Here is a 19,367-nt window from a genome sequence, read left to right on the forward strand (position 1 = left end):
ACTAGCCGCATACATATAATGACAAAGCGGCGATAAGGGGGGAAGGGGATGACGGGAGTACGTCAAGATGCATGGACGAAAGAAGAGGATGAGTTGTTGGCGAATGTTGTGCTTCAGTATATTCGCGAAGGCGGCACCCAGCTGGAGGCGTTTGCCGAAGTCGGGCGGCGCTTGTCGCGGACGGCGGCAGCGTGCGGATTTCGCTGGAATTCGTGCGTTCGCAAGCAGTACAAGGAGGAGATCGAGCAAGCCAAGCAAGAACGGAAGATGCGAAAAAAAGAAACCCCATCAACAAAGGAAAGCGAGGGGCAGGAGAAGGTGGAAGCGGCAGTCAAAAGCCATTTGTCATGGGCGGAAGTGCTGGCCTTTTTGCAAGCTGAGGAGCAAAAGGCGCGCGACGCTCGACGGACGGCCGATGAAAACCGGGCGCTCAAAAACGATATGGAGCAGCTGCAGCAAATGGTAACGAAGTTGCAAATGGAAAAAGAATCGCTGCAAAAACAACTAGCTGCGATCCAGGAGGAGTATAAAACGCTGCTTTCCATTATGGAGCGGGCGCGCAAAATGGTGACAGACAGCGGGAAACCGGCTCCGAATGCAGTGGCTGAAGGCGTCGACGAAGGGTAAAGGCTGGCTTTTCGCCGGCTTTTTTTCTTAACGGAAGAAGAAGATCTCTGCTAAAATAAGGCTAACGCCATGTTGCAAGAAAGCGGGGGAGAAGGATTGAACATTGGGATTGTCGGCGGCGGAGCAGTCGGATTGCTGCTCGCCGCTTATCTTGGGCGGCGCCATGGGGTGACGGTCTATACGAGGCGTCCGTCCCAAGCAAGGCAGCTTGCCGAGCATGGTGTGGCGCTAAAAAAAGATGGCGAGACATCGGTCGTGGCGGTGCGCGCGCAGCCGTTTGCTGGAGCGGAGCTGGACGAGCCGCTCGTGTTTGTGACCGTCAAACAGTACGATCTCGCTTCCGTCTGTGCGCAAATCGACGCGTTTCGCCGCGTTCGCACGCTCGTTTTTTTGCAAAACGGCATGGGGCATCTCGAGCAGTTGACGATGTTTGCCGACAAAAATGTCCTCGTCGGCGTCGTGGAGCATGGCGCAATGAAGTTAGATGACCGGACGGTGGCGCATACGGGCGCCGGAAAGCTGACACTTGCTTCCCGCTACGGTTCACTTGGCGACGCCCGGGAGCTTCGGGAAGGGGAGCGCGGCTTTCCGATCGAATGGGCCGATGATTGGGAGCGCATTCTTGTGGACAAGCTTGTCGTCAACGCCGTCATCAATCCGCTCACCGCTCTATTGCAAGTGAAAAACGGAGCGCTGCTAGAAACGGCTCCGTACCGCGATATGATGAGGCAGCTGTTTGATGAGGTGCGGAACGTGCTGCCTCTTGAAGACGCCAATCGGGCGTGGGAGCGCGTCGTCCGCATATGCCAAAAAACAGCGGACAACTATTCGTCGATGTATATGGACTTGGCGAACGGGCGCCGGACGGAGATTGACGCCATTTTGGGCTATGTGTTGAAACAAGGGGAGGCGCGCGGCGCTATGCTGCCGGTCGTCCGCTTTGTCTTTTGCGCGGTGAAAGGGAAGGAAGGGAGAGAGACGGATGGGTGATTGGCTCGCTTCAACGCTGGCGACGTTTGTGACCGCGCCGCTTCTGCTGTTTTTGCTCGTCTACTTCGGAGCACGCTTGGTCGGCAGGCGGAGGCGGGCAGCGTTTTACGCCGCGGTCAACGCTGCGACTGTTTTTTTCATCGCCGCTGTCTATTTTTTGCTGACAGTGCTGTTTGGGAAATCGTACTTCGTTCCTCTTCTTCTCTTTTTGTTTGGTCTGCACGCGGCGATCGCGCTTGGCTATTGGCGGAAAAAGGCGGACTTTCGGTTGCGGACGGTGTTCCGCGTCTTTTGGCGGGCGAGTTTTCTCATTTTTGCCTCCCTTTACGCCGGGCTGCTTGTATACGGAATGGCCATTCGCGTTGCGATGAGCCTTTAGTGTGGCCGAGCAAGCCTTTTTTCTCTTGGCAATAAACGTGCTATACTCATGAAAGAATACATAAGAAAGGGAGTTTTTAGCCATGGAAGTTCGCGAAATTCCGTTGCCAGCAGCGACGAAATTGGCGGCTGATTACATAACCGGCGCGTTTCCAGCAGAGAGCGGCTTCGCTTATGCCCAGGCGGACGATGAAGCGTTTTGTCGGCGGTTGGCCTATTTGCAAGGAAGAACCTATGACCGAGAAGGGCTTGCCGACTATTTGCGTGCTTATCACCGGCGCTTCTCGGCGAGTGTGGCTACGATGGCAAACATTGAGAAACTGCGCAATGAGCGAAGCGTCGTCATTGTCGGCGGGCAGCAAGCCGGGCTGTTGACTGGGCCGCTGTATACGATTTATAAGATCATCACCATCATCCAGCTTGCCAAAGAGCAGGAACGAAAATTGGGCGTGCCGGTCGTGCCGCTGTTTTGGATCGCCGGCGAAGATCATGACATCGCGGAAATCGATCATGTCTATGTCGTTGAGGAAGGAGAAGTAAAAAAAGCAGCGTACCCACACAAAACGAACGAAAAACGGATGGCCGCCGATGTGCTGCTGGACCGGATGGCTGCGAAAGAGTGGATCGAGCGCGTCGTCAAAACATATGGGGAAACGGACGTGACGAATGAGCTGCTCTTCTTTTTGTCATCGTGTCTTGATGAGGCGCGCACGTTTGTCGACTTTTTTGCCGCCATTGTGCTCCGGTTGTTCGCTGATCACGGTTTAGTTGTTTTGAACGCTGGCGATGCGGCGGTGCGGCCGCTTGAGCGCCGCTTTTTCGCTGCGCTCATTGAACGCCATCGCGATGTGACGGCCGCGGTGCTCGCTCAGCAAGAGGCGTTGCGCACGCTCGGATATGCGCCGCTGATTGAAATCGGTCGTGACGCGGCCAACTTGTTTTATTACGACGGCCGTGAACGTTCGCTTTTGCAGTATGATGAGGAACGCGGCCTGTTTCACAATAAAGCGGGAACTCTCGTTTGGACAAGAGAAGAGCTGCTTGAGCTTGCCGAAACGAATCCGGCCCGTTTAAGCAACAATGTCGTCACCCGTCCGCTCATGCAAGAGCATTTGCTGCCGACGCTCGCTTTCGTTGCCGGACCGGGGGAGATCGCTTATTGGGCGGAATTGAAAGAGGCGTTCCCGCTTTTCGACCTAGAAATGCCTCCAGTCGTGCCGCGTCTGCAGGCGACGATTGTCAGCCGTTCGCTGCAAACCGACCTGTCCGATATCGGTCTTGAGGTGGCTGATGTATTGACTGGGCGGCTCGATGAAGCAAAGCGGGAGTGGCGGGAGGCGACCGCTCAAGCGCCGCTTGCTTCGGCGTTTGCCAAAGCGAAGGCGGACATTGACGCGGCGCACCGGCCGCTTCGTGAGCTTGGGGTGGCGATTGACCGCGGATTGGAGGGATTGGTGGCGAAAAATGCCGCCATCCTTCAGGCGCAAATCGAGTTTCTTCAGCACGCGCTCGAGCGGGCGCTGTTGCGCAAACATGAGACGGAGTGGCGGAAATTTTGGCGCATCGAGACGTCGCTTCGGCCGAACGGCGCGCTCCAGGAGCGGGTTTGGAACGTGTTTTATTACATCAACCGCTACGGATTTGATTTTGTAGAAAAACTTTTGGCCATTCGCAGTCCTGGCAATGGAATGCATAAAATTGTATATATGTGAGGCTTTTTCAAAGAAAAAGTCGAAAAGAAACATCCTGCTTTGAGCAGGATTTTCTTTTTTGTGAAATGAATTGTAAAAAAACAACATTCATTAAATGGAAATAAAAGTAAAGGGGTGAAGCCGCCAGGATGGCTGTGATTGGCCCGTCCGACAAAAAGAAACAAAAAAGGACGTTTTTTTACAAAAAAAGCTAAAATTTTGTCCATCTTTGCGATATAATAAGGAGGCGGCCACTGGCCGATGTGAGTGTGGCTTTACGCAACGAAGGTGGTGGACATGTGTTTCAACATACAACAGTGTTGCTGAAAGAGGCAGTCGATGGGCTGAACATCCGCCCTGACGGCATTTACGTCGATTGTACGCTGGGCAGCGGCGGCCATAGCGAATATTTGCTCTCCCGTTTGTCGGAACATGGGAAGCTGTTTGCCTTTGACCAAGACGAAGCCGCCATCATGCATGCGCGCGAACGGCTCGCCCGCTACGGCCGGCAAGTGCAGTTTGTGCACCGGAACTTCCGGTTTTTGCAAGAGGAGCTTTCGGCGCTTGGCGTCAAGTCCGTCGACGGCGTCTTGTTTGATTTGGGTGTTTCTTCACCGCAGCTTGACGAACCCGAGCGCGGCTTCAGTTATCAGCACGATGCGCCGCTTGATATGCGGATGAACCGCAAGCAGCGGCTGACGGCGGCGGAGATTGTCAACTGCTGGCCATACGAGGAGCTCGTCCGCATCTTTTTCCGTTACGGCGAAGAGAGGTTTTCGAAGCAAGTGGCGCGCAAAATCGAGGAAGTGCGCCGCACGAGGCCGATTAAAACGACGGGGGAGCTCGTTGATGTGATCAAGGCGGCGATTCCCGCCCCGGCTCGCCGCAGCGGCGGACACCCGGCCAAACGCATTTTTCAGGCGCTCCGCATCGCGGTCAACGACGAACTTGAGGCGTTTCGCGAGGCGCTCGAGCAGGCGATCGAACTGCTTGCACCCGGTGGACGGGTGAGCGTCATTACGTTTCATTCGCTTGAAGATCGCATTTGCAAAGAAACGTTTAAAAAGGCGAGCGAAAGTCCGCCATTGCCTCCGGGGCTTCCGGTTCTCCCCGACGACTACCGCCCCGTGCTGAAAATCATTACAAAAAAACCGATCGTTCCTTCCGAGGAAGAGCTCGAACGAAACCACCGCGCCCGTTCGGCCAAACTCCGCATTGCCGAAAAGCTGTAGATGACGAAAATAGCGGGGAAACACAACCAATTTCAATGCGGGCGCCGCCCATTGCGGCGAAAAACGAATGCATGGAGAAACAGGAGGGGAAAAATGTGAACGATGCAGCAGTCAAAGTCGCGCGTGAACAACGACATCCGGCGGCACCGCCAAGCCCGAAGACGCGGCGGAAGCAGCGCTTTCGCCTGTCGCTGGCTGAAAAGATGCTATTTGTGTTGTTTTTCTTGTTTGTCTTCTATGCGGCGGTTCATATCGTCTCGAACCAAGTGCGCATTTACGAATTGAACAAAGGGGTGCAAAAGCTCGAGGCGTCGATTGACGAGCAGAAAAAGGAGAACAATGACCTATATGTCGAGGTGCAACGGCTGAGCGCGTACGAGCGCATTTTGCAAAAGGCAAAAGAGCTCGGTTTGTCGCTCAACGAAAACCATGTGAAAGTTGTGCAGGAATGATCGGCGATGGAGGCAAGAAAGCATCGCAACACCCATCAGGGAGCGTTCATCCTGTTTTGCCTGTTCGGCTTTCTCTTTTCTCTGTTGTTCGCCCGCTTTGTGCAGCTTGAATGGACCGGCAAAGCGGACGGCCAAACGCTGGCTGTGATCGCGGAGCGGCAGCATCAACAAACGCGGACGATCAAGGCGAAGCGCGGAACGATTTTCGACCGCAACGGCGCCATTTTGGCTGAAGATGTACCGTCGTATACGGTTGTGGCCATTTTGGATCCGAAGATGACAACCGATCCAGATCATCCGCACCATGTGGTCGATCCGAAAAAAACAGCGGAACAACTCGCCCCGTTGCTTGGCATGGACGTCGAGGCGATGGAACGCATTTTGACCAAAAAAGCGAAGCAAGTCGAGTTTGGGGCCTACGGCCGCAACATCAGTTTTGAGCTGAAGCGAAAAATCGAAGCGCTCCATTTGCCAGGCATCGCTTTCATCCGCGACACGAGCCGGTTTTATCCGAACGGCATGTTTGCGTCGCACGTCATCGGCTATGCGCAAAAAAATGCAGCCAACGAAACGGTCGGCAAAATGGGAGTGGAAAAAGAGCTTGACCGGTATTTGCGTGAAGAAGACGGCTATGTGTCGTTTGCCGGCGACATAAACGGCTTCCGCCTCCCCGGGGGGAAAGAGCGCATTGTCAAGCCGGACAATGGGGCAAACGTCTATTTGACGATTGACGGAAAGATTCAATCGTTTTTGGAAGATGCGATGAACAGCGTCGAGAAGCAATACAAGCCGAAAAAAATGATCGCCATCGTCGCTGATCCAAAAACAGGGAAAATTTTGGCGATGGCGACGCGTCCGAGCTTTGACCCAAACAAGCGTGATATTACGAACTTTTTAAATGACGCCATTTCCTATCCGTATGAGCCGGGATCGACGATGAAAGTGTTCACGCTCGCGGCGGCCATCAACGAAGGAGTGTATAACGGCAACGAAACGTATCGCTCCGGTTCCTACAAAGTGGGGCCGAACACGATCCGCGACCATAACGATGTCGGCTGGGGGACGATCACGTTTAATGAAGGGGTGCAGCGCTCTTCAAACGTCGCCTTTTCGATTTTAGTGAAAGAAAAGCTTGGTGAAGATCGGTTTTTGCAATATTTGCACCGTTTCCATTTTGACCGGAAAACGGGCATCGATTTGCCGAACGAAGCGGTCGGACAAATCCGCTATCGCTACCCGATTGAACGAATTACGACCGGATTCGGCCAAGGGACATCGGTGACGCCAATCCAGCAAATCCAAGCGGCGACGGCGATCGCCAACGATGGGAAAATGATGAAGCCGTATGTCATCGAGAAAGTCGTCGACCCAGACAGCGGCAAAGTCGTGCTCGATCATGGGCCGACCGTGGTCGGCGAGCCGATTACGGCGGAAACCGCGCGCAAAGTGCGCGCCATTTTAGAGACGGTCGTCACGTCCGAGCACGGCACCGGCCGTCCGTACCAAATCAACGGCTACCGCGTCGCCGGCAAAACGGGGACGGCGCAAATTCCGTCGGCTTCCGGGGGCTATTTGACCGGACGGGAAAACTACATTTTTTCGTTTTTAGGCATGGCGCCGACGGATGATCCGAAGCTTCTCATGTATGTCGCGGTCCAACAGCCGCACCTCGATGTGACTGAAACCGGAGCGGCGCCGGTGTCGCAAATTTTTACGACGGTGATGAAAAGCAGTTTGCAATATTTGCATATTGAACCGAACGGGGAAAAACGAATGAAAGCAAAGACTGCCCAACCGCAGGCGCTTGATTCATGGATCGGCCAGCCGGCGGCTTCGGCAGCAGAGCAGCTGAAGGAAAAGGGATATGTGCCGGTCGTGATCGGCCGCGGCAAATATGTTGAGCAGCAGCTTCCGCAAGGCGGCGATCACGTTCTTTTGGGCGAACGGGTCGTGTTGAAAACGGACGGGGCGGCAACGATGCCGGATTTGCGCGGCTTCTCGCTGCGCGACGCTATGAAAGTGGCTCATATACTCGGCTTGCGGCCGAGCACGAAAGGGACCGGCTATGTCGTCAGCCAAAACATTCGTCCGGGAGCGGAGGTGCGCAAAGGCGATTATTTAATTGTTGAATTGGCTCCGCCGCGCCAATGGGAGAAAGAGGCGGCGGAGAAGGAGAAAGAGGCGGCTTTACGGAAAGAAGCCGAGCCGCATGAATGATTTTTGCCGTTCTATAACGGGGCGTACAAGCATATAGTGGAACGAGCCCACCATGAAGGAGGTTCCGCCATATGCGCGTATCGTACGTTACCGTGCGCAAGCGGTTGACGATCGTGTTTTTGATCGGGATTTTGATCTTTGCCATTATCGATCTCCGTCTCGGCTACGTCCAATTTTGGCTCGGCGATCTATTAGCGGAACGGGCGAAAGGGCTATGGGGCCGGAACATTCCGTTTGAGCCGAAGCGAGGCGAAATTTTGGACCGCAACGGCGTCCCGCTGGCGACGAACATGAGCGCGCCGACGGTGTATGTCATTCCGCGGCAAGTCAAAAACCCGGCAGAGGCGGCGAAAAAGTTGGCCGGGGTGCTGGGCGGTTCGATCGAATCCATCTATAAACAAATCACGCAAAAAACGTCGATCGTCCGCCTGAAAGAAGGGCGGAAAATTTCCGATGAAAAAGCGGCGAATGTGCGCTCCCTCGACTTGGATGGGGTGTATATCGCGGAAGATACGAAGCGCTACTATCCGTTTGGCAGCTATTTGTCGCACGTGCTCGGCTTCACCGGCATTGACAACCAAGGGCTCACCGGGTTGGAGCTGTATTATGACAAGGAACTGAGGGGCGAGCGCGGCTCCGTGCAGTTTTATTCCGATGCGAAAGGGCGGCGCATGCCCGATATCGCTGATGACTATACGCCGCCGACTGACGGCTTGAATTTGGTGTTGACGATCGATTCGCGCATTCAGACGATCATTGAGCGCGAACTTGACATCGCGGAGGCGAAATACAATCCGGACGGCATCATCGCGATCGCCATGGACCCGAACACCGGTGAAATTTTGGCGATGGCGAGCCGGCCGACGTTCAATCCAGCGGATTACCGGAGCGTTCCTCCGGAAATTTACAACCGCAACTTGCCGATTTGGAGCACGTACGAACCGGGATCGACGTTTAAAATCATTACGCTGGCCGCAGCGCTTGAGGAACATAAGGTGAATTTGCTGAAAGACCATTTCTTTGACCCGGGCTACGCCAAAGTAGCCGGCGCTACGCTTCGCTGCTGGAAAAAAGGCGGCCACGGAGATCAGACGTTTTTGGAAGTCGTGCAAAACTCGTGCAACCCGGGGTTTGTCGAGCTTGGCGAGCGGCTTGGAAAGGAGACGTTGTTTCGTTACATTAAGCAATTCGGTTTTGGTGAGAAAACGGGCATCGACTTGCAAGGCGAAGGAACAGGCATTTTGTTTGATTTGAAACGGGTCGGGCCGGTGGAACTGGCAACGACGGCGTTTGGCCAAGGAGTGTCGGTGACGCCGATCCAGCAAGTCGCTGCCGTGTCGGCGGCAATCAATGGCGGTATTTTGTACACTCCGTACATTGCCAAGCAGTGGGTCGACCCGGAAACAGGAGAGATCGTCCGCCGCAACACGCCAAAAGCGAAACGGCGCGTCATTTCCGAGGAAACATCGAAACAAGTCCGCTACGCACTTGAGAGCGTCGTCGCTCAAGGAACAGGGAAAAAGGCGTATGTCGAAGGGTACCGCGTCGGCGGCAAAACGGGAACGGCGCAAAAGGCGCAAGGCGGCCGCTATTTGCAAAACAACCATATCGTTTCGTTCATCGGCTTCGCTCCGGCGGATGACCCGAAGCTTGTCGTGTACGTCGCCGTCGACAACCCGAAAGGAACGGTTCAGTTCGGCGGCACGGTCGCTGCCCCGATTGTAGGAAAAATTATGGAAGATAGTTTGCGCACGTTGGGCGTGAAGCCCCGCAAAGACCAGCTCGAGAAGGAGCGCGACTGGAACGAGCCGAAAGTCATTGAAGTGCCAAACTTGATCGGAATGACAAAAAATGATTTGCAAGAGCAGCTTTTTGACTTAAAATTAGATGTTAGTGGCGAGGGAGATGTCGTTGTTGAACAATCCCCGAAGCCAGGGGCGAAAGTGAAAGAAGGTTCAACGGTCCGCATTTATTTGGCGAAACGCGAAGCGGTAGAAGAACGGTAAGACGAACGCGCAAGGGGCGACCGATGCGATGACACATCGGGTTGGTTGTGCCCCTTTTTCCGCTGTCTGCCTAACGGAGCGGACGATTTCGAAGCGAAAGGGATGAACGAAATATGAAACTGCTGACGCTGCTGTCACACTTGCCCGGTTTTTGGGTGCACCATGGAGGCAATCCCGATATCGTGGCGCTCGAAATGGACTCGCGCCGCGTTGCCTCCGGTTCTCTCTTTTTTTGCCTTAAAGGGTTTACAGTAGACGGACACGACTTTGCCGAGGAAGCGGTGGCGCGCGGAGCGGCGGCGATCGTGGCCGAGCGGCCGCTTTCCGTTGATGTTCCCGTCGTTCTTGTGTCGGACAGCCGGCGGACGATGGCGATTTTAGCGGACGCGTTTTACGGGCGGCCGACCCACCGCCTACATTTAATCGGAGTGACAGGCACAAACGGCAAGACGACGACAACGTCGATCATCGAACAAATCGCGAGAAAAGCCGGCAAGAAAACAGGGCTCATTGGCACGGTTCACATCAAGGTCGGCGACCGCTCCTATCCGGCGGCCAATACGACGCCGGAGTCGCTCATTTTGCAGCGCATGTTTAAACAGATGGTCGATGAAGGAGTGGAGTTTGTCGCCATGGAAGTGTCGTCGCACGCGCTGCACCAAGGGCGGGTGCATGGCTGCGATTACGATGTGGCCGTCTTTACGAACTTAACGCAAGACCATTTGGATTATCACGGGACAATGGAAGAATATCGGAACGCCAAAGGGCTTTTGTTTGCCCAGCTCGGCAACCGCTACGACGAACGGCGGCCGAAATTTGCCGTTCTCAATCATGACGATCCGGTTTCGCAGTATTATAAACATATGACGGCCGCGCCGATCGTCACATACGGGATGAGGGAAAAAAGCGATGTGATGGCGGAACAGATCCGCATGACCGCAGGCGGCATGGCGTTTCGGCTTTGCACGCCGCACGGATCGGCGGCGGTCGAAACGAAACTTGTCGGCTCGTTCAATGTCTATAACATTCTCGCCGCTGCCGCTGCCTGCCTTGCCTCTGGCTTTTCGCTTGAAACGATCGCCGCGGCGCTTGCGGATGTCGAGCCGGTGCCGGGGCGGTTTGAAACGGTTGATGAAGGGCAAAACTTTACGATCATCGTCGATTACGCCCACACGCCGGACAGTTTAGAAAATGCCTTAAAAACGGTGCGCCAATTGGCGAAGCGAAACGTGTATGTCGTCATCGGCTGCGGCGGCGACCGCGACCCGTCGAAACGGCCGCTCATGGCGCAGGTGGCGGTGCGGTATGCGGATGTCGCTATTTTTACCTCCGACAATCCGCGTTCGGAAGACCCGAAGCAAATTTTGCGCGACATGGAAGCGGGAGTAAGCGCTGAGATCGGAAAGCATGTGACGATTCCTGACCGTGAAGAGGCGATCCGCTACGCCATTGGCCAGGCGCAGGAAGGCGATGTTGTGTTGATTGCCGGCAAAGGGCATGAAACGTATCAAATCATTGGCAACGATGTGATTGAGTTTGACGATCGCGCTGTTGCCCGAGCGGCAGTGAAGGAGAGAGGATGACCATGATCGCATACAGGACGGTGCAATCGATGGCGGTGGAGGCGCGCGGCATTGTTGATGAAACGATCCGCTTTCACGCCGTGTTCGTCAACCCAGCCAAACAAGTGAAAAAAGGGTTGTTCGTTCCGCTCGAAAACGGGGCGGAAACATTGAAAACGGCGATTGAACACGGAGCGATCGCTTCATTTTGGCGTCTGGGAGAGCCGTTGCCGCGCTACATTCCAAATCAATTTCCGATCTTTTTCGTTCCGTCGCCGCTCGAGGCGGCAGCGGCATTGTTCGAGCGATACTTGGAGCAAGACCGTGCAGAGGGTGTGCAGTTTTTCTTCGCTCTTCCTGAAGACAGCCCCCTTGCTGGCGAGGCTGTGCGCCGCCGACTGGCGGAATTGGAGAAGCGATGGCTGGACGCTCGGCCGTTTAAAGGATGTGACGATGCATGCCAGAACAAGCGATCGTGATTGCCATGGCGGTTTCCTTTCTCATCACTGTCGTTTTGTCGCCGCTGTTCATCCCGTTTTTGCGGCGGTTGAAATTCGGACAAAGCATCCGCGAGGAAGGGCCGAAGTCGCATCAAAAAAAATCAGGCACGCCGACGATGGGCGGCATCATGATTTTGTTGGCGATTGTGGCGACGACCTTATGGATCACACCAAAAATCGCCGGCTTGTCGACGAGGACGTATTTGCTGTTGTTGGTCACCGTCGGCTATGGGGTGCTCGGCTTCCTCGACGATATGATCAAAGTCGTGATGAAGCGAAATCTTGGCTTGACGAGCCGGCAAAAATTTATCGGCCAGCTCCTTATCGCAGCCATCTTTTTTGCCGTCTACCGCCAAAGCGGCTTTTCGACGGTGTTACATATTCCCGGCGCCGATTGGTCGGTCGACCTCGGATGGGCGTACGGCGTGCTCTTGTTGTTCATGCTTGTCGGCGGTTCGAACGCTGTCAACTTGACCGACGGGCTTGACGGGCTGCTTGCCGGAACGGCGGCGATCGCCTTTGGCGCTTATGCCGTCTTGGCTTGGAATCAAGGCCAGTACGATGTCGCTGTATTTTGCGTCGCTGTTGTTGGCGCCGTGCTTGGCTTTTTAGTGTTTAACGCCCACCCAGCGAAAGTGTTTATGGGCGACACCGGCTCGCTCGCACTTGGCGGGGCGATCGCCGCTGTCGCTGTCCTGACGAAGCTTGAGCTGTTGCTTGTCATCATCGGCGGTGTGTTTGTCATCGAGACGCTGTCGGTCATCATTCAAGTGGCTTCGTTCAAAACGACGGGACGGCGCGTGTTCCGCATGAGTCCGCTTCATCATCATTATGAGCTTGTCGGCTGGTCAGAATGGCGGATCGTTGTGACGTTTTGGGCCGTCGGCCTTTTATTTGCGATGCTAGGAATTTATATCGAGGTGTGGATGTAATTGAAACCGACTCGTTTTTATCAACATCGTCGTGTGCTTGTCATTGGATTGGCGAAAAGCGGAGCGGCGGCAGCTCGGCTTCTTGCGGAGTTAGGCGCTAAGGTCGTCGTCAATGATCAAAAGCCGCTTTCGGAAAACATGGAGGCCAAGCAGCTTGAACCGCTGGGCATTCGCGTCGTTTGCGGCGGTCATCCGCTTGAACTGCTTGATGAGCCGTTTGACCTTGTCGTGAAAAACCCGGGCATTCCGTACACGAACCCGATGGTGAAAAAGGCGCTTGAGAAGGGGCTTCCGGTTGTGACCGAAGTGGAGCTTGCTTATCACATTTCCGAAGGGCCGTTTATCGGCATCACCGGGTCCAACGGAAAAACGACGACGACGACGCTCATTTACGAAATGTTAAAAGCGGACGGCCAAGATCCGCTGCTTGCCGGCAACATCGGCCTTGTCGCCTGCGAGGTGGCGAGGGAAGCGAAGCCGGGGCAATGGCTTGTCACGGAACTGTCTTCGTTCCAGCTTGCCGGCATTGACAAGTTTCGCCCAGCCATTGCGGTTTTGCTCAATATTTTCGACGCCCACTTGGACTACCACGGAACGAAAGAGGCGTATGCAGCGGCAAAGGCGAACATTTTCCGCAATCAAACGGAGCGCGATTATGCCGTCGTCAATGCCGACGATCCGCTCGTGATGAACATTGCCTCCTCGGTTCGATCGCAAAAAGTGCTGTTTTCGGCGACGAAGCTTCTTGGCGAAGGGGCGTACGTTCAAGATGGCGCCATCTATTGGAACGGTGATCCAGTTATCAGAATCGCTGACATCGTTCTTCCTGGACAGCACAATTTGGAAAACATTTTAGCGGCGGTGGCGGCCGCCAAGCTGGCCGGCGCCAGTGATGAGGCGATCCGCCAGGTGCTGGCGACGTTTTCCGGCGTGAAACATCGGCTTCAGTATGTGGCGGAAATTGACGGCCGGCGGTTTTACAACGACTCGAAAGCGACGAACATCTTAGCGACGCAAAAGGCGCTTTCAGCGTTTGCCGGCGAGCCGGTCATTTTGCTCGCTGGCGGGCTTGACCGCGGCAATGAGTTTGATGATCTTCTCCCGTATTTGCAACAGGTGAAGGCGGTCGTACTGTTCGGCCAGACGGCGGATAAAATCGGCCGCATCGCCCAAAAAGCGGGAATAGAAACGATCCGATATGTCGATAATGTGGAAAAAGCCGTCCCGGTTGCTTTCGAGCTTTCCGAACCGGGCGACGTCATTTTGCTCTCTCCAGCATGCGCCAGCTGGGATCAATACAAAACTTTCGAGGAGAGAGGGGACATTTTTATCAATGCCGTGCATAAGTTGAAATAGAGGGAAAGGGACAGCCCTTCCCCTCTAGTTTACAAAAATAGAGGTGTTGGGCATTGCCGCGGAAAAAGTCTGCGCCGGATTTTTTGCTCATTCTTTTGACGTTTTCGCTCTTGGCCATCGGACTTATTATGGTGTACAGCGCGAGCGCCATTTGGGCGGAATACAAATTCAACGATTCGTTTTTCTTCGCCAAGCGCCAGCTATTGTTTGCGGGCGTCGGCATTATCGCTATGTTTTTTGTCATGAACATCGATTATTGGGTGTGGCGCGACTGGTCGAAAGTGCTGCTTGGCGTCTGTTTTGTGCTGCTCGTTCTTGTGCTCATTCCCGGCATCGGCATGGTTCGCAACGGGTCGCGCAGCTGGATCGGCGTCGGGGCGTTTTCGATCCAGCCGTCCGAGTTTATGAAGCTGGCTATGATCGCTTTTTTGGCCAAATATTTATCGGAAAACCAAAAAAAAATTACGTCATTTAAACAAGGACTGTTGCCGGCGCTTTTGCTTGTGTTTGCCGCGTTCGGCATGATTATGCTGCAGCCGGACTTAGGAACGGGCACCGTTATGGTTGGTACGTGCGTGACGATGATTTTCGTCGCCGGCGCCCGTCTCAGCCATTTTGCCGGGCTTGGCGTTTTGGGGCTCGCTGGGCTTGCCGCCCTCATCCTGTCGGCTCCATATCGAATCAAGCGGATTACATCGTTTTTAAACCCATGGGAAGATCCACTTGGAAGCGGATTTCAAATCATCCAGTCGCTGTACGCCATTGGGCCGGGCGGCTTGTTCGGCCTTGGGCTCGGGCAGAGCAGACAAAAGTTTTTTTACTTGCCGGAGCCGCAAACCGACTTTATTTTCGCCATTTTAGCTGAAGAGCTCGGCTTTATCGGTGGTTCACTCGTTCTCCTGCTCTTTGCTCTTCTTCTTTGGCGCGGTGTGCGCATTGCCCTTGGCGCCCCTGACTTGTACGGAAGTTTTTTGGCGCTTGGCATTATTTCGATGATCGCGATTCAAGTGATGATCAATATCGGCGTTGTGACGGGACTGATGCCCGTTACCGGCATCACGCTCCCGTTTTTAAGCTACGGCGGATCGTCGCTGACGTTGATGTTGATGGCCATCGGCGTGCTGCTTAATATCAGCAGGCATGCCCGGTATTAGGCAAGCGGCGGATGTCCGCCGTTTTTTTGGCGTCTCTCGAACGCAGCCCATCGTCGAACGGTGCCGGCAAATGCGATAAAAACAGGCTCTCTCTTGCATTCATTTGTGATATAATGAAAATAAGTGCAAAAACAAAGAAACGGCAGCGGATGCCGTTTGTTTTTATACCGGTCGTTTCAGCGCGGGCTTTGAAGAAGAAAGCGGGGAATGCGATGGAAAAGGGAAAAGTCGTCGTCTTGGAGGACCGCGTGCCGAAACTGAAGGAGCGGCGCCGCCAGAAAGCGAACCGCCGGCTCATTGCGTACTTATCTTTCTTTTTTCTATTTATTTTGTGCGTCCTTTACTTCCAGTCGCCGCTTGGCGCTGTCGGGCATGTGGAAGTGAGCGGCAACCGTCATCTCACAGCGGAGCGCATCATCAGCTTAAGCGGCATTACGAAGCGGACAAGCTTTTGGAAAGTGAATGAACAAAACGTGGAAAAAAAGCTCACTCGCCATCCAGAAATTAAGGAGGCCACAGTGGAAAAACAGCTGCCGAACACGATCGCCATCCACGTCCGCGAATGGCGGCGAATCGCTTATGTGTATGACCGGCAAACGTTTTTTCCATTGCTTGAAAACGGGCGGCTGTTAAAGCAAGAAGGGACGAAGACGGCGCCAAGCGATGCGCCGGTGCTTGTCGGCTGGAAAGACGGCGACGCCATTGCTGAAATGACGGGGCAGCTCGCCGAACTGCCCGCGGCCGTGCTGGGCGCCATGTCGGAAATTCACTACAAGCCGACGAGGGAATATGAAGACCGCGTCATCGTCTACATGAATGACGGTTATGAAGTAAGCGCGACAATCCGGCAATTTGCGGACAAGCTGTCGCATTATCCTGCGATTGCCGCCGCGCTTGACCGAAACGTCAAAGGAGTCATTCATTTGGAAGTCGGCAGCTATTTTGTTCCTTACTCCCCCCCGAAAAAGGAGGATGGCGATGAAACGACAAGCCCGTAGCCGCCTCCTGCTGACGTTGATCTGCTTGATCTTCGGCGCCATGCTCGGGTTCTCGTACCAACATGCGAAAAACGAAGCATCCCGCCGCGAATGGAGCGACAGCGAGTGGAAAAAAGAGTACGAATATCGCTCGGCGCTTCTTGCTTTGCAAAAAGAAAACCGGTCGCTCAAGCAGCAGCTTGTCAAAAAGCAGGAGGAGCTGGCTGCGTGGGAGAAGAAGCTGGCCGAGGAGCAGGAGAACGAGGCCGGATTGGCAAAAGAAGCGGAACAGCTGCGCATGCATGTCGGAAAAGCGAGGGTGAAAGGGAAAGGTGTAGCAGTCACCCTTTCCGATTCCTCTTATATCCCCTCTGAAGCGAGCGCTACCAATTATATCGTTCATGAACAGCACGTATGGAAAGTTGTTCACGAGTTGCTCATTTCCGGCGCCGAAGCGGTCGCTATTAATGGGCAGCGCATTTCCCACCGTTCATACATCGTCTGCAACGGCCCAGTCATTGAGGTCGATGGAACGCAGCATGCCGCTCCGTTTGTCATTTCGGCCATTGGCAATCCGGACGTGCTCATGTCCGCTCTAGAGCTTCCCGGCGGCATCGTCGACGAACTTGTCGAAGACCATATCGACGTAAAAGTGGAAAAGCAAGGAGCGATCGTGTTGGATCCGGTGTTTGCGCCCGAGCCGTAAAACGGGCGGAAAGGGGCGGTGAAGCGCATTGGAACGGAAAAATCGATTCTATTTTGCCGGCGTAGCTGCCATATTCGGTGTGATGCTGGCCGTCGGGCTTCGGACGACGCTGCATCCGGAAGGACGCGACACGCGCGACATTTGGGAGTTGCGCGCCGATTTGACAAAAGAGCAGAAGCTTGAACAACGGCTGCTTGAGGAGCTAGAGAGTTACGAGGAAACATTGCGCCGCTACCGTCGGGAACACGAGGCGGGCGGCGCGACAGAGCTTGAAGCGACAGTCGCGAAGCTGAGGGAAGAAGCCGGGCTGACAGAAGTGAGAGGAAGCGGTCTCGTGTTGACGATCGCGCCGCTTTCGGCGGCCGGCTACGTTGGTCCGGCCGTTGCCGCCGTATCGCCCGAGCTATTGCAACGGTTAGTGAATGAGTTGAACAAATACGGGGCGAAAGAAATCGCCATCGACGGTGAGCGACTGACGAACCGGACGGCCATTCGCGATGTCAATGGCGCAACGAAAGTCGGGAGCCGCTCAGTGAGGCTGCCAGTCGAAGTGAGAGCAATCGCCGATGATGCGGACAAGCTGTACAGCGGGCTCGCCGTTTCGCCGATCCGCGATGATTTCGCCGTGGAAAACTTGGAGCTGTCAATATCCAAGCCCCAGCCGCTCGTTGTCATTCCGCCCGCGGCTAGCCGCCCTGATGTGAAATACATGGAGACAGAAAACGGCGGCAAGGAGGAGAAATAGCATGTGGCTTCCGCTTCTCGGATTGCTTCTTGGGTTTGCCATCGGCGTTTTCGCCGGCTGGGAAGTTCCCGATGAATATTCCAATTATTTGTCGATTGCCATTTTGGCCGCCTTTGATACATTAATCGGAGGATGGCGCGCCCACCTGCAGCGGACGTACGACGAAACCGTATTTATAACCGGGTTTTTTTTCAACATTGTTCTGGCCGCAACTTTAACTTTTCTTGGGGTGCATCTTGGTGTAGACTTGTATTTAGCGGCTGTGTTCGCCTTCGGCGTCCGCTTGTTTCAAAACATTGCCATCATCCGCCGCCTTTGGCTTGCTGAGTGGGCCAAGCGGCGGTACAATCGCGAAAAAAGTTAGGCAAAAGACAGGGAAAGTGTTTTCGCGTGTTGAATTATATAGGGTAAAACAAAATATAGTGTTGTTGCGAAACTCGCAAACTAGACATAGACCAATAGACAAAGAGATGGGAAATTTCAGCCGAAAAAGGAGGTGTCGCTGCTTACTGAAACGCCGGCCGGCACCGGCGCGTTTTTAGTAGGCAGATGCCAAAAAATGAGCAGCAATGAGATCGTCGTTAGCCTGGATGTCGGAACATCGAGCGTGAAAGTCATCATCGGGGAAATGCTAGGCAGCTCCATCAATATTATCGGGGTGGGCAATGTCAAAGCGGAAGGGCTCAAAAAAGGGGCGATTGTTGATATAGATAAAACGGTGCAGTCGATCAGACGGGCCGTCGAGCAAGCGGAGCGGATGGTCGGTTTATCGATCCGCCGTGTGATCGTCGGGGTGGCCGGCAGCCATATTCAGCTCCATGACTGCCACGGCATTGTCGCCGTCGCGAGCGAAAACCGGGAAATCAGCGATGAAGATGTCGCCCGCGTCATCGATGCCGCGCAAGTTGTCTCTATTCCTCCCGATCGGGAAATCATCGGCGTCGTTCCGCGCCAGTTTATCGTCGACGGGTTGGACGGCATTCATGATCCGCGCGGCATGCTCGGCGTTCGCTTGGAAATGGAAGGCACTATGGTGACTGGTGCGAAGACGGTATTACATAATCTTCTTCGCTGTGTGGAGCGGGCAGGCTTGGAAATCAGCGATATTTGTCTTCAGCCGCTGGCGGCCGGTTCGCTCGTGCTGTCCGATGACGAACGGCATTTGGGGGCGGCGCTCGTTGACCTGGGAGGCGGCTCGACAACGGTCGCTGTCTTTGAGCAAGGGACGTTGCAAGCTGTCTCTTCGCTGCCGGTCGGCGGGGAGCACATTACGAAAGACTTGGCCATCGGATTGCGGACGACAACGGACGATGCCGAAAAAATCAAACTGAAGCACGGACATGCATTTTACGACTACGCTTCGGAGGAAGAAGTGTTCAGCGTGCCGATCATGGGCACCGATCAACACCAGCAGTTCAGCCAGCTGGAGATCGCCGATATTATTGAGGCGAGACTGGAAGAAATTTTGCAAATGGTTCAGCAGGAAGTGCGTCGTCTCGGGTTTCGCGATCTCCCCGGCGGCTATGTGCTGACCGGCGGCGTCGCCAATATGCCAGGGTTGCTTGAGCTGGCCCACGTCGTTTTAGGGACGAGCGTCCGCATTGCCATGCCGGATTATATCGGTGTGCGCGACCCGCAGTATACGATCGGCGTTGGCTTGCTCAAGTTCGCCTACCGGCAGGCGCAGCTGCAAGGGAAAACGGTCCCGGTTGCCGTTGCGGTGGAGCCGGTCGAGCGCTCCTCGCCAAAACAGCAGTCGAAACCGAAAAAGAAAGAAGACCATTTTGGGAAGAAGGTCAAGAGATTTTTTGGTTCTTTCTTTGAATAGAGATTGAAATTTTA

The 19,367-nt window shown here is 54.6% G+C and carries 18 protein-coding genes; all 18 read left to right on the forward strand.

The annotated features are described in order from the left end of the window. Positions 1 to 48 precede the first annotated feature (48 nt). Complete coding sequence (locus DI44_RS10890; protein WP_011230607.1) at positions 49 to 627, forward strand: RsfA family transcriptional regulator; 579 nt, start codon at positions 49 to 51, stop codon at positions 625 to 627. Positions 628 to 696: 69 nt separating this feature from the next. Beyond that, complete coding sequence (locus DI44_RS10885) at positions 697 to 1,617, forward strand: 2-dehydropantoate 2-reductase (RefSeq protein WP_014195370.1); 921 nt, start codon at positions 697 to 699, stop codon at positions 1,615 to 1,617. Beyond that, positions 1,610 to 1,996, forward strand: a complete 387-nt coding sequence (locus tag DI44_RS10880; RefSeq protein WP_011230609.1) for a DUF3397 domain-containing protein — start codon at positions 1,610 to 1,612, stop codon at positions 1,994 to 1,996. The genes DI44_RS10885 and DI44_RS10880 overlap by 8 nt, the downstream gene beginning before the upstream one ends. A gap of 82 nt (positions 1,997 to 2,078) precedes the next feature. Next, positions 2,079 to 3,707, forward strand: a complete 1,629-nt coding sequence (bshC, locus tag DI44_RS10875; RefSeq protein WP_011230610.1) for a bacillithiol biosynthesis cysteine-adding enzyme BshC — start codon at positions 2,079 to 2,081, stop codon at positions 3,705 to 3,707. A 278-nt stretch (positions 3,708 to 3,985) separates the two neighbouring features. Next, the gene (gene rsmH, locus DI44_RS10870) at positions 3,986 to 4,918 is read left to right on the forward strand and encodes a 16S rRNA (cytosine(1402)-N(4))-methyltransferase RsmH (RefSeq protein ID WP_011230611.1); all 933 of its coding nucleotides are present in this window, start codon (positions 3,986 to 3,988) and stop codon (positions 4,916 to 4,918) included. Between the two features lie 95 nt (positions 4,919 to 5,013). After that, entirely contained in the window at positions 5,014 to 5,370 is a 357-nt protein-coding gene (gene ftsL / locus DI44_RS10865) for a cell division protein FtsL (RefSeq protein WP_011230612.1), read from the forward strand. Between the two features lie 6 nt (positions 5,371 to 5,376). Then, positions 5,377 to 7,587, forward strand: coding sequence for a penicillin-binding protein (locus DI44_RS10860; protein WP_011230613.1), 2,211 nt, complete (start codon positions 5,377 to 5,379; stop codon positions 7,585 to 7,587). A gap of 71 nt (positions 7,588 to 7,658) precedes the next feature. After that, positions 7,659 to 9,593 (forward strand): stage V sporulation protein D, encoded by a 1,935-nt coding sequence (locus DI44_RS10855; protein WP_011230614.1) that lies wholly within the window; start codon positions 7,659 to 7,661, stop codon positions 9,591 to 9,593. 113 nt (positions 9,594 to 9,706) lie between these two features. Further along, positions 9,707 to 11,176, forward strand: a complete 1,470-nt coding sequence (locus DI44_RS10850; protein ID WP_014195372.1) for a UDP-N-acetylmuramoyl-L-alanyl-D-glutamate--2,6-diaminopimelate ligase — start codon at positions 9,707 to 9,709, stop codon at positions 11,174 to 11,176. After that, a complete protein-coding gene (locus DI44_RS10845) occupies positions 11,173 to 11,634 on the forward strand; it encodes a hypothetical protein (protein WP_011230616.1) in 462 nt (153 codons plus the stop codon). The genes DI44_RS10850 and DI44_RS10845 overlap by 4 nt, the downstream gene beginning before the upstream one ends. Then, the gene (gene mraY, locus DI44_RS10840) at positions 11,613 to 12,587 is read left to right on the forward strand and encodes a phospho-N-acetylmuramoyl-pentapeptide-transferase (protein ID WP_011230617.1); all 975 of its coding nucleotides are present in this window, start codon (positions 11,613 to 11,615) and stop codon (positions 12,585 to 12,587) included. The genes DI44_RS10845 and mraY overlap by 22 nt, the downstream gene beginning before the upstream one ends. Beyond that, positions 12,588 to 13,943: a UDP-N-acetylmuramoyl-L-alanine--D-glutamate ligase gene (gene murD, locus DI44_RS10835; protein WP_013145847.1), complete on the forward strand. Its 1,356-nt coding sequence runs from the start codon at positions 12,588 to 12,590 to the stop codon at positions 13,941 to 13,943. Positions 13,944 to 13,996: 53 nt separating this feature from the next. Continuing rightward, complete coding sequence (gene spoVE / locus DI44_RS10830) at positions 13,997 to 15,097, forward strand: stage V sporulation protein E (protein ID WP_011230619.1); 1,101 nt, start codon at positions 13,997 to 13,999, stop codon at positions 15,095 to 15,097. A 212-nt stretch (positions 15,098 to 15,309) separates the two neighbouring features. Then, positions 15,310 to 16,095 (forward strand): cell division protein DivIB, encoded by a 786-nt coding sequence (gene divIB / locus DI44_RS10825; protein WP_011230620.1) that lies wholly within the window; start codon positions 15,310 to 15,312, stop codon positions 16,093 to 16,095. Beyond that, positions 16,076 to 16,780 (forward strand): DUF881 domain-containing protein, encoded by a 705-nt coding sequence (locus DI44_RS10820; protein WP_011230621.1) that lies wholly within the window; start codon positions 16,076 to 16,078, stop codon positions 16,778 to 16,780. The genes divIB and DI44_RS10820 overlap by 20 nt, the downstream gene beginning before the upstream one ends. 28 nt (positions 16,781 to 16,808) lie before the next feature. Beyond that, complete coding sequence (locus tag DI44_RS10815; RefSeq protein ID WP_015374360.1) at positions 16,809 to 17,525, forward strand: DUF881 domain-containing protein; 717 nt, start codon at positions 16,809 to 16,811, stop codon at positions 17,523 to 17,525. Position 17,526: 1 nt separating this feature from the next. Beyond that, positions 17,527 to 17,889, forward strand: coding sequence for a small basic family protein (locus DI44_RS10810; protein WP_011230623.1), 363 nt, complete (start codon positions 17,527 to 17,529; stop codon positions 17,887 to 17,889). Positions 17,890 to 18,084: 195 nt separating this feature from the next. Beyond that, entirely contained in the window at positions 18,085 to 19,353 is a 1,269-nt protein-coding gene (gene ftsA / locus DI44_RS10805; protein WP_031205778.1) for a cell division protein FtsA, read from the forward strand. The last annotated feature ends 14 nt before the right edge of the window (positions 19,354 to 19,367 follow it).

Source organism: Geobacillus sp. CAMR5420 (assembly GCF_000691465.1).
Lineage (GTDB): Bacteria > Bacillota > Bacilli > Bacillales > Anoxybacillaceae > Geobacillus > Geobacillus thermoleovorans.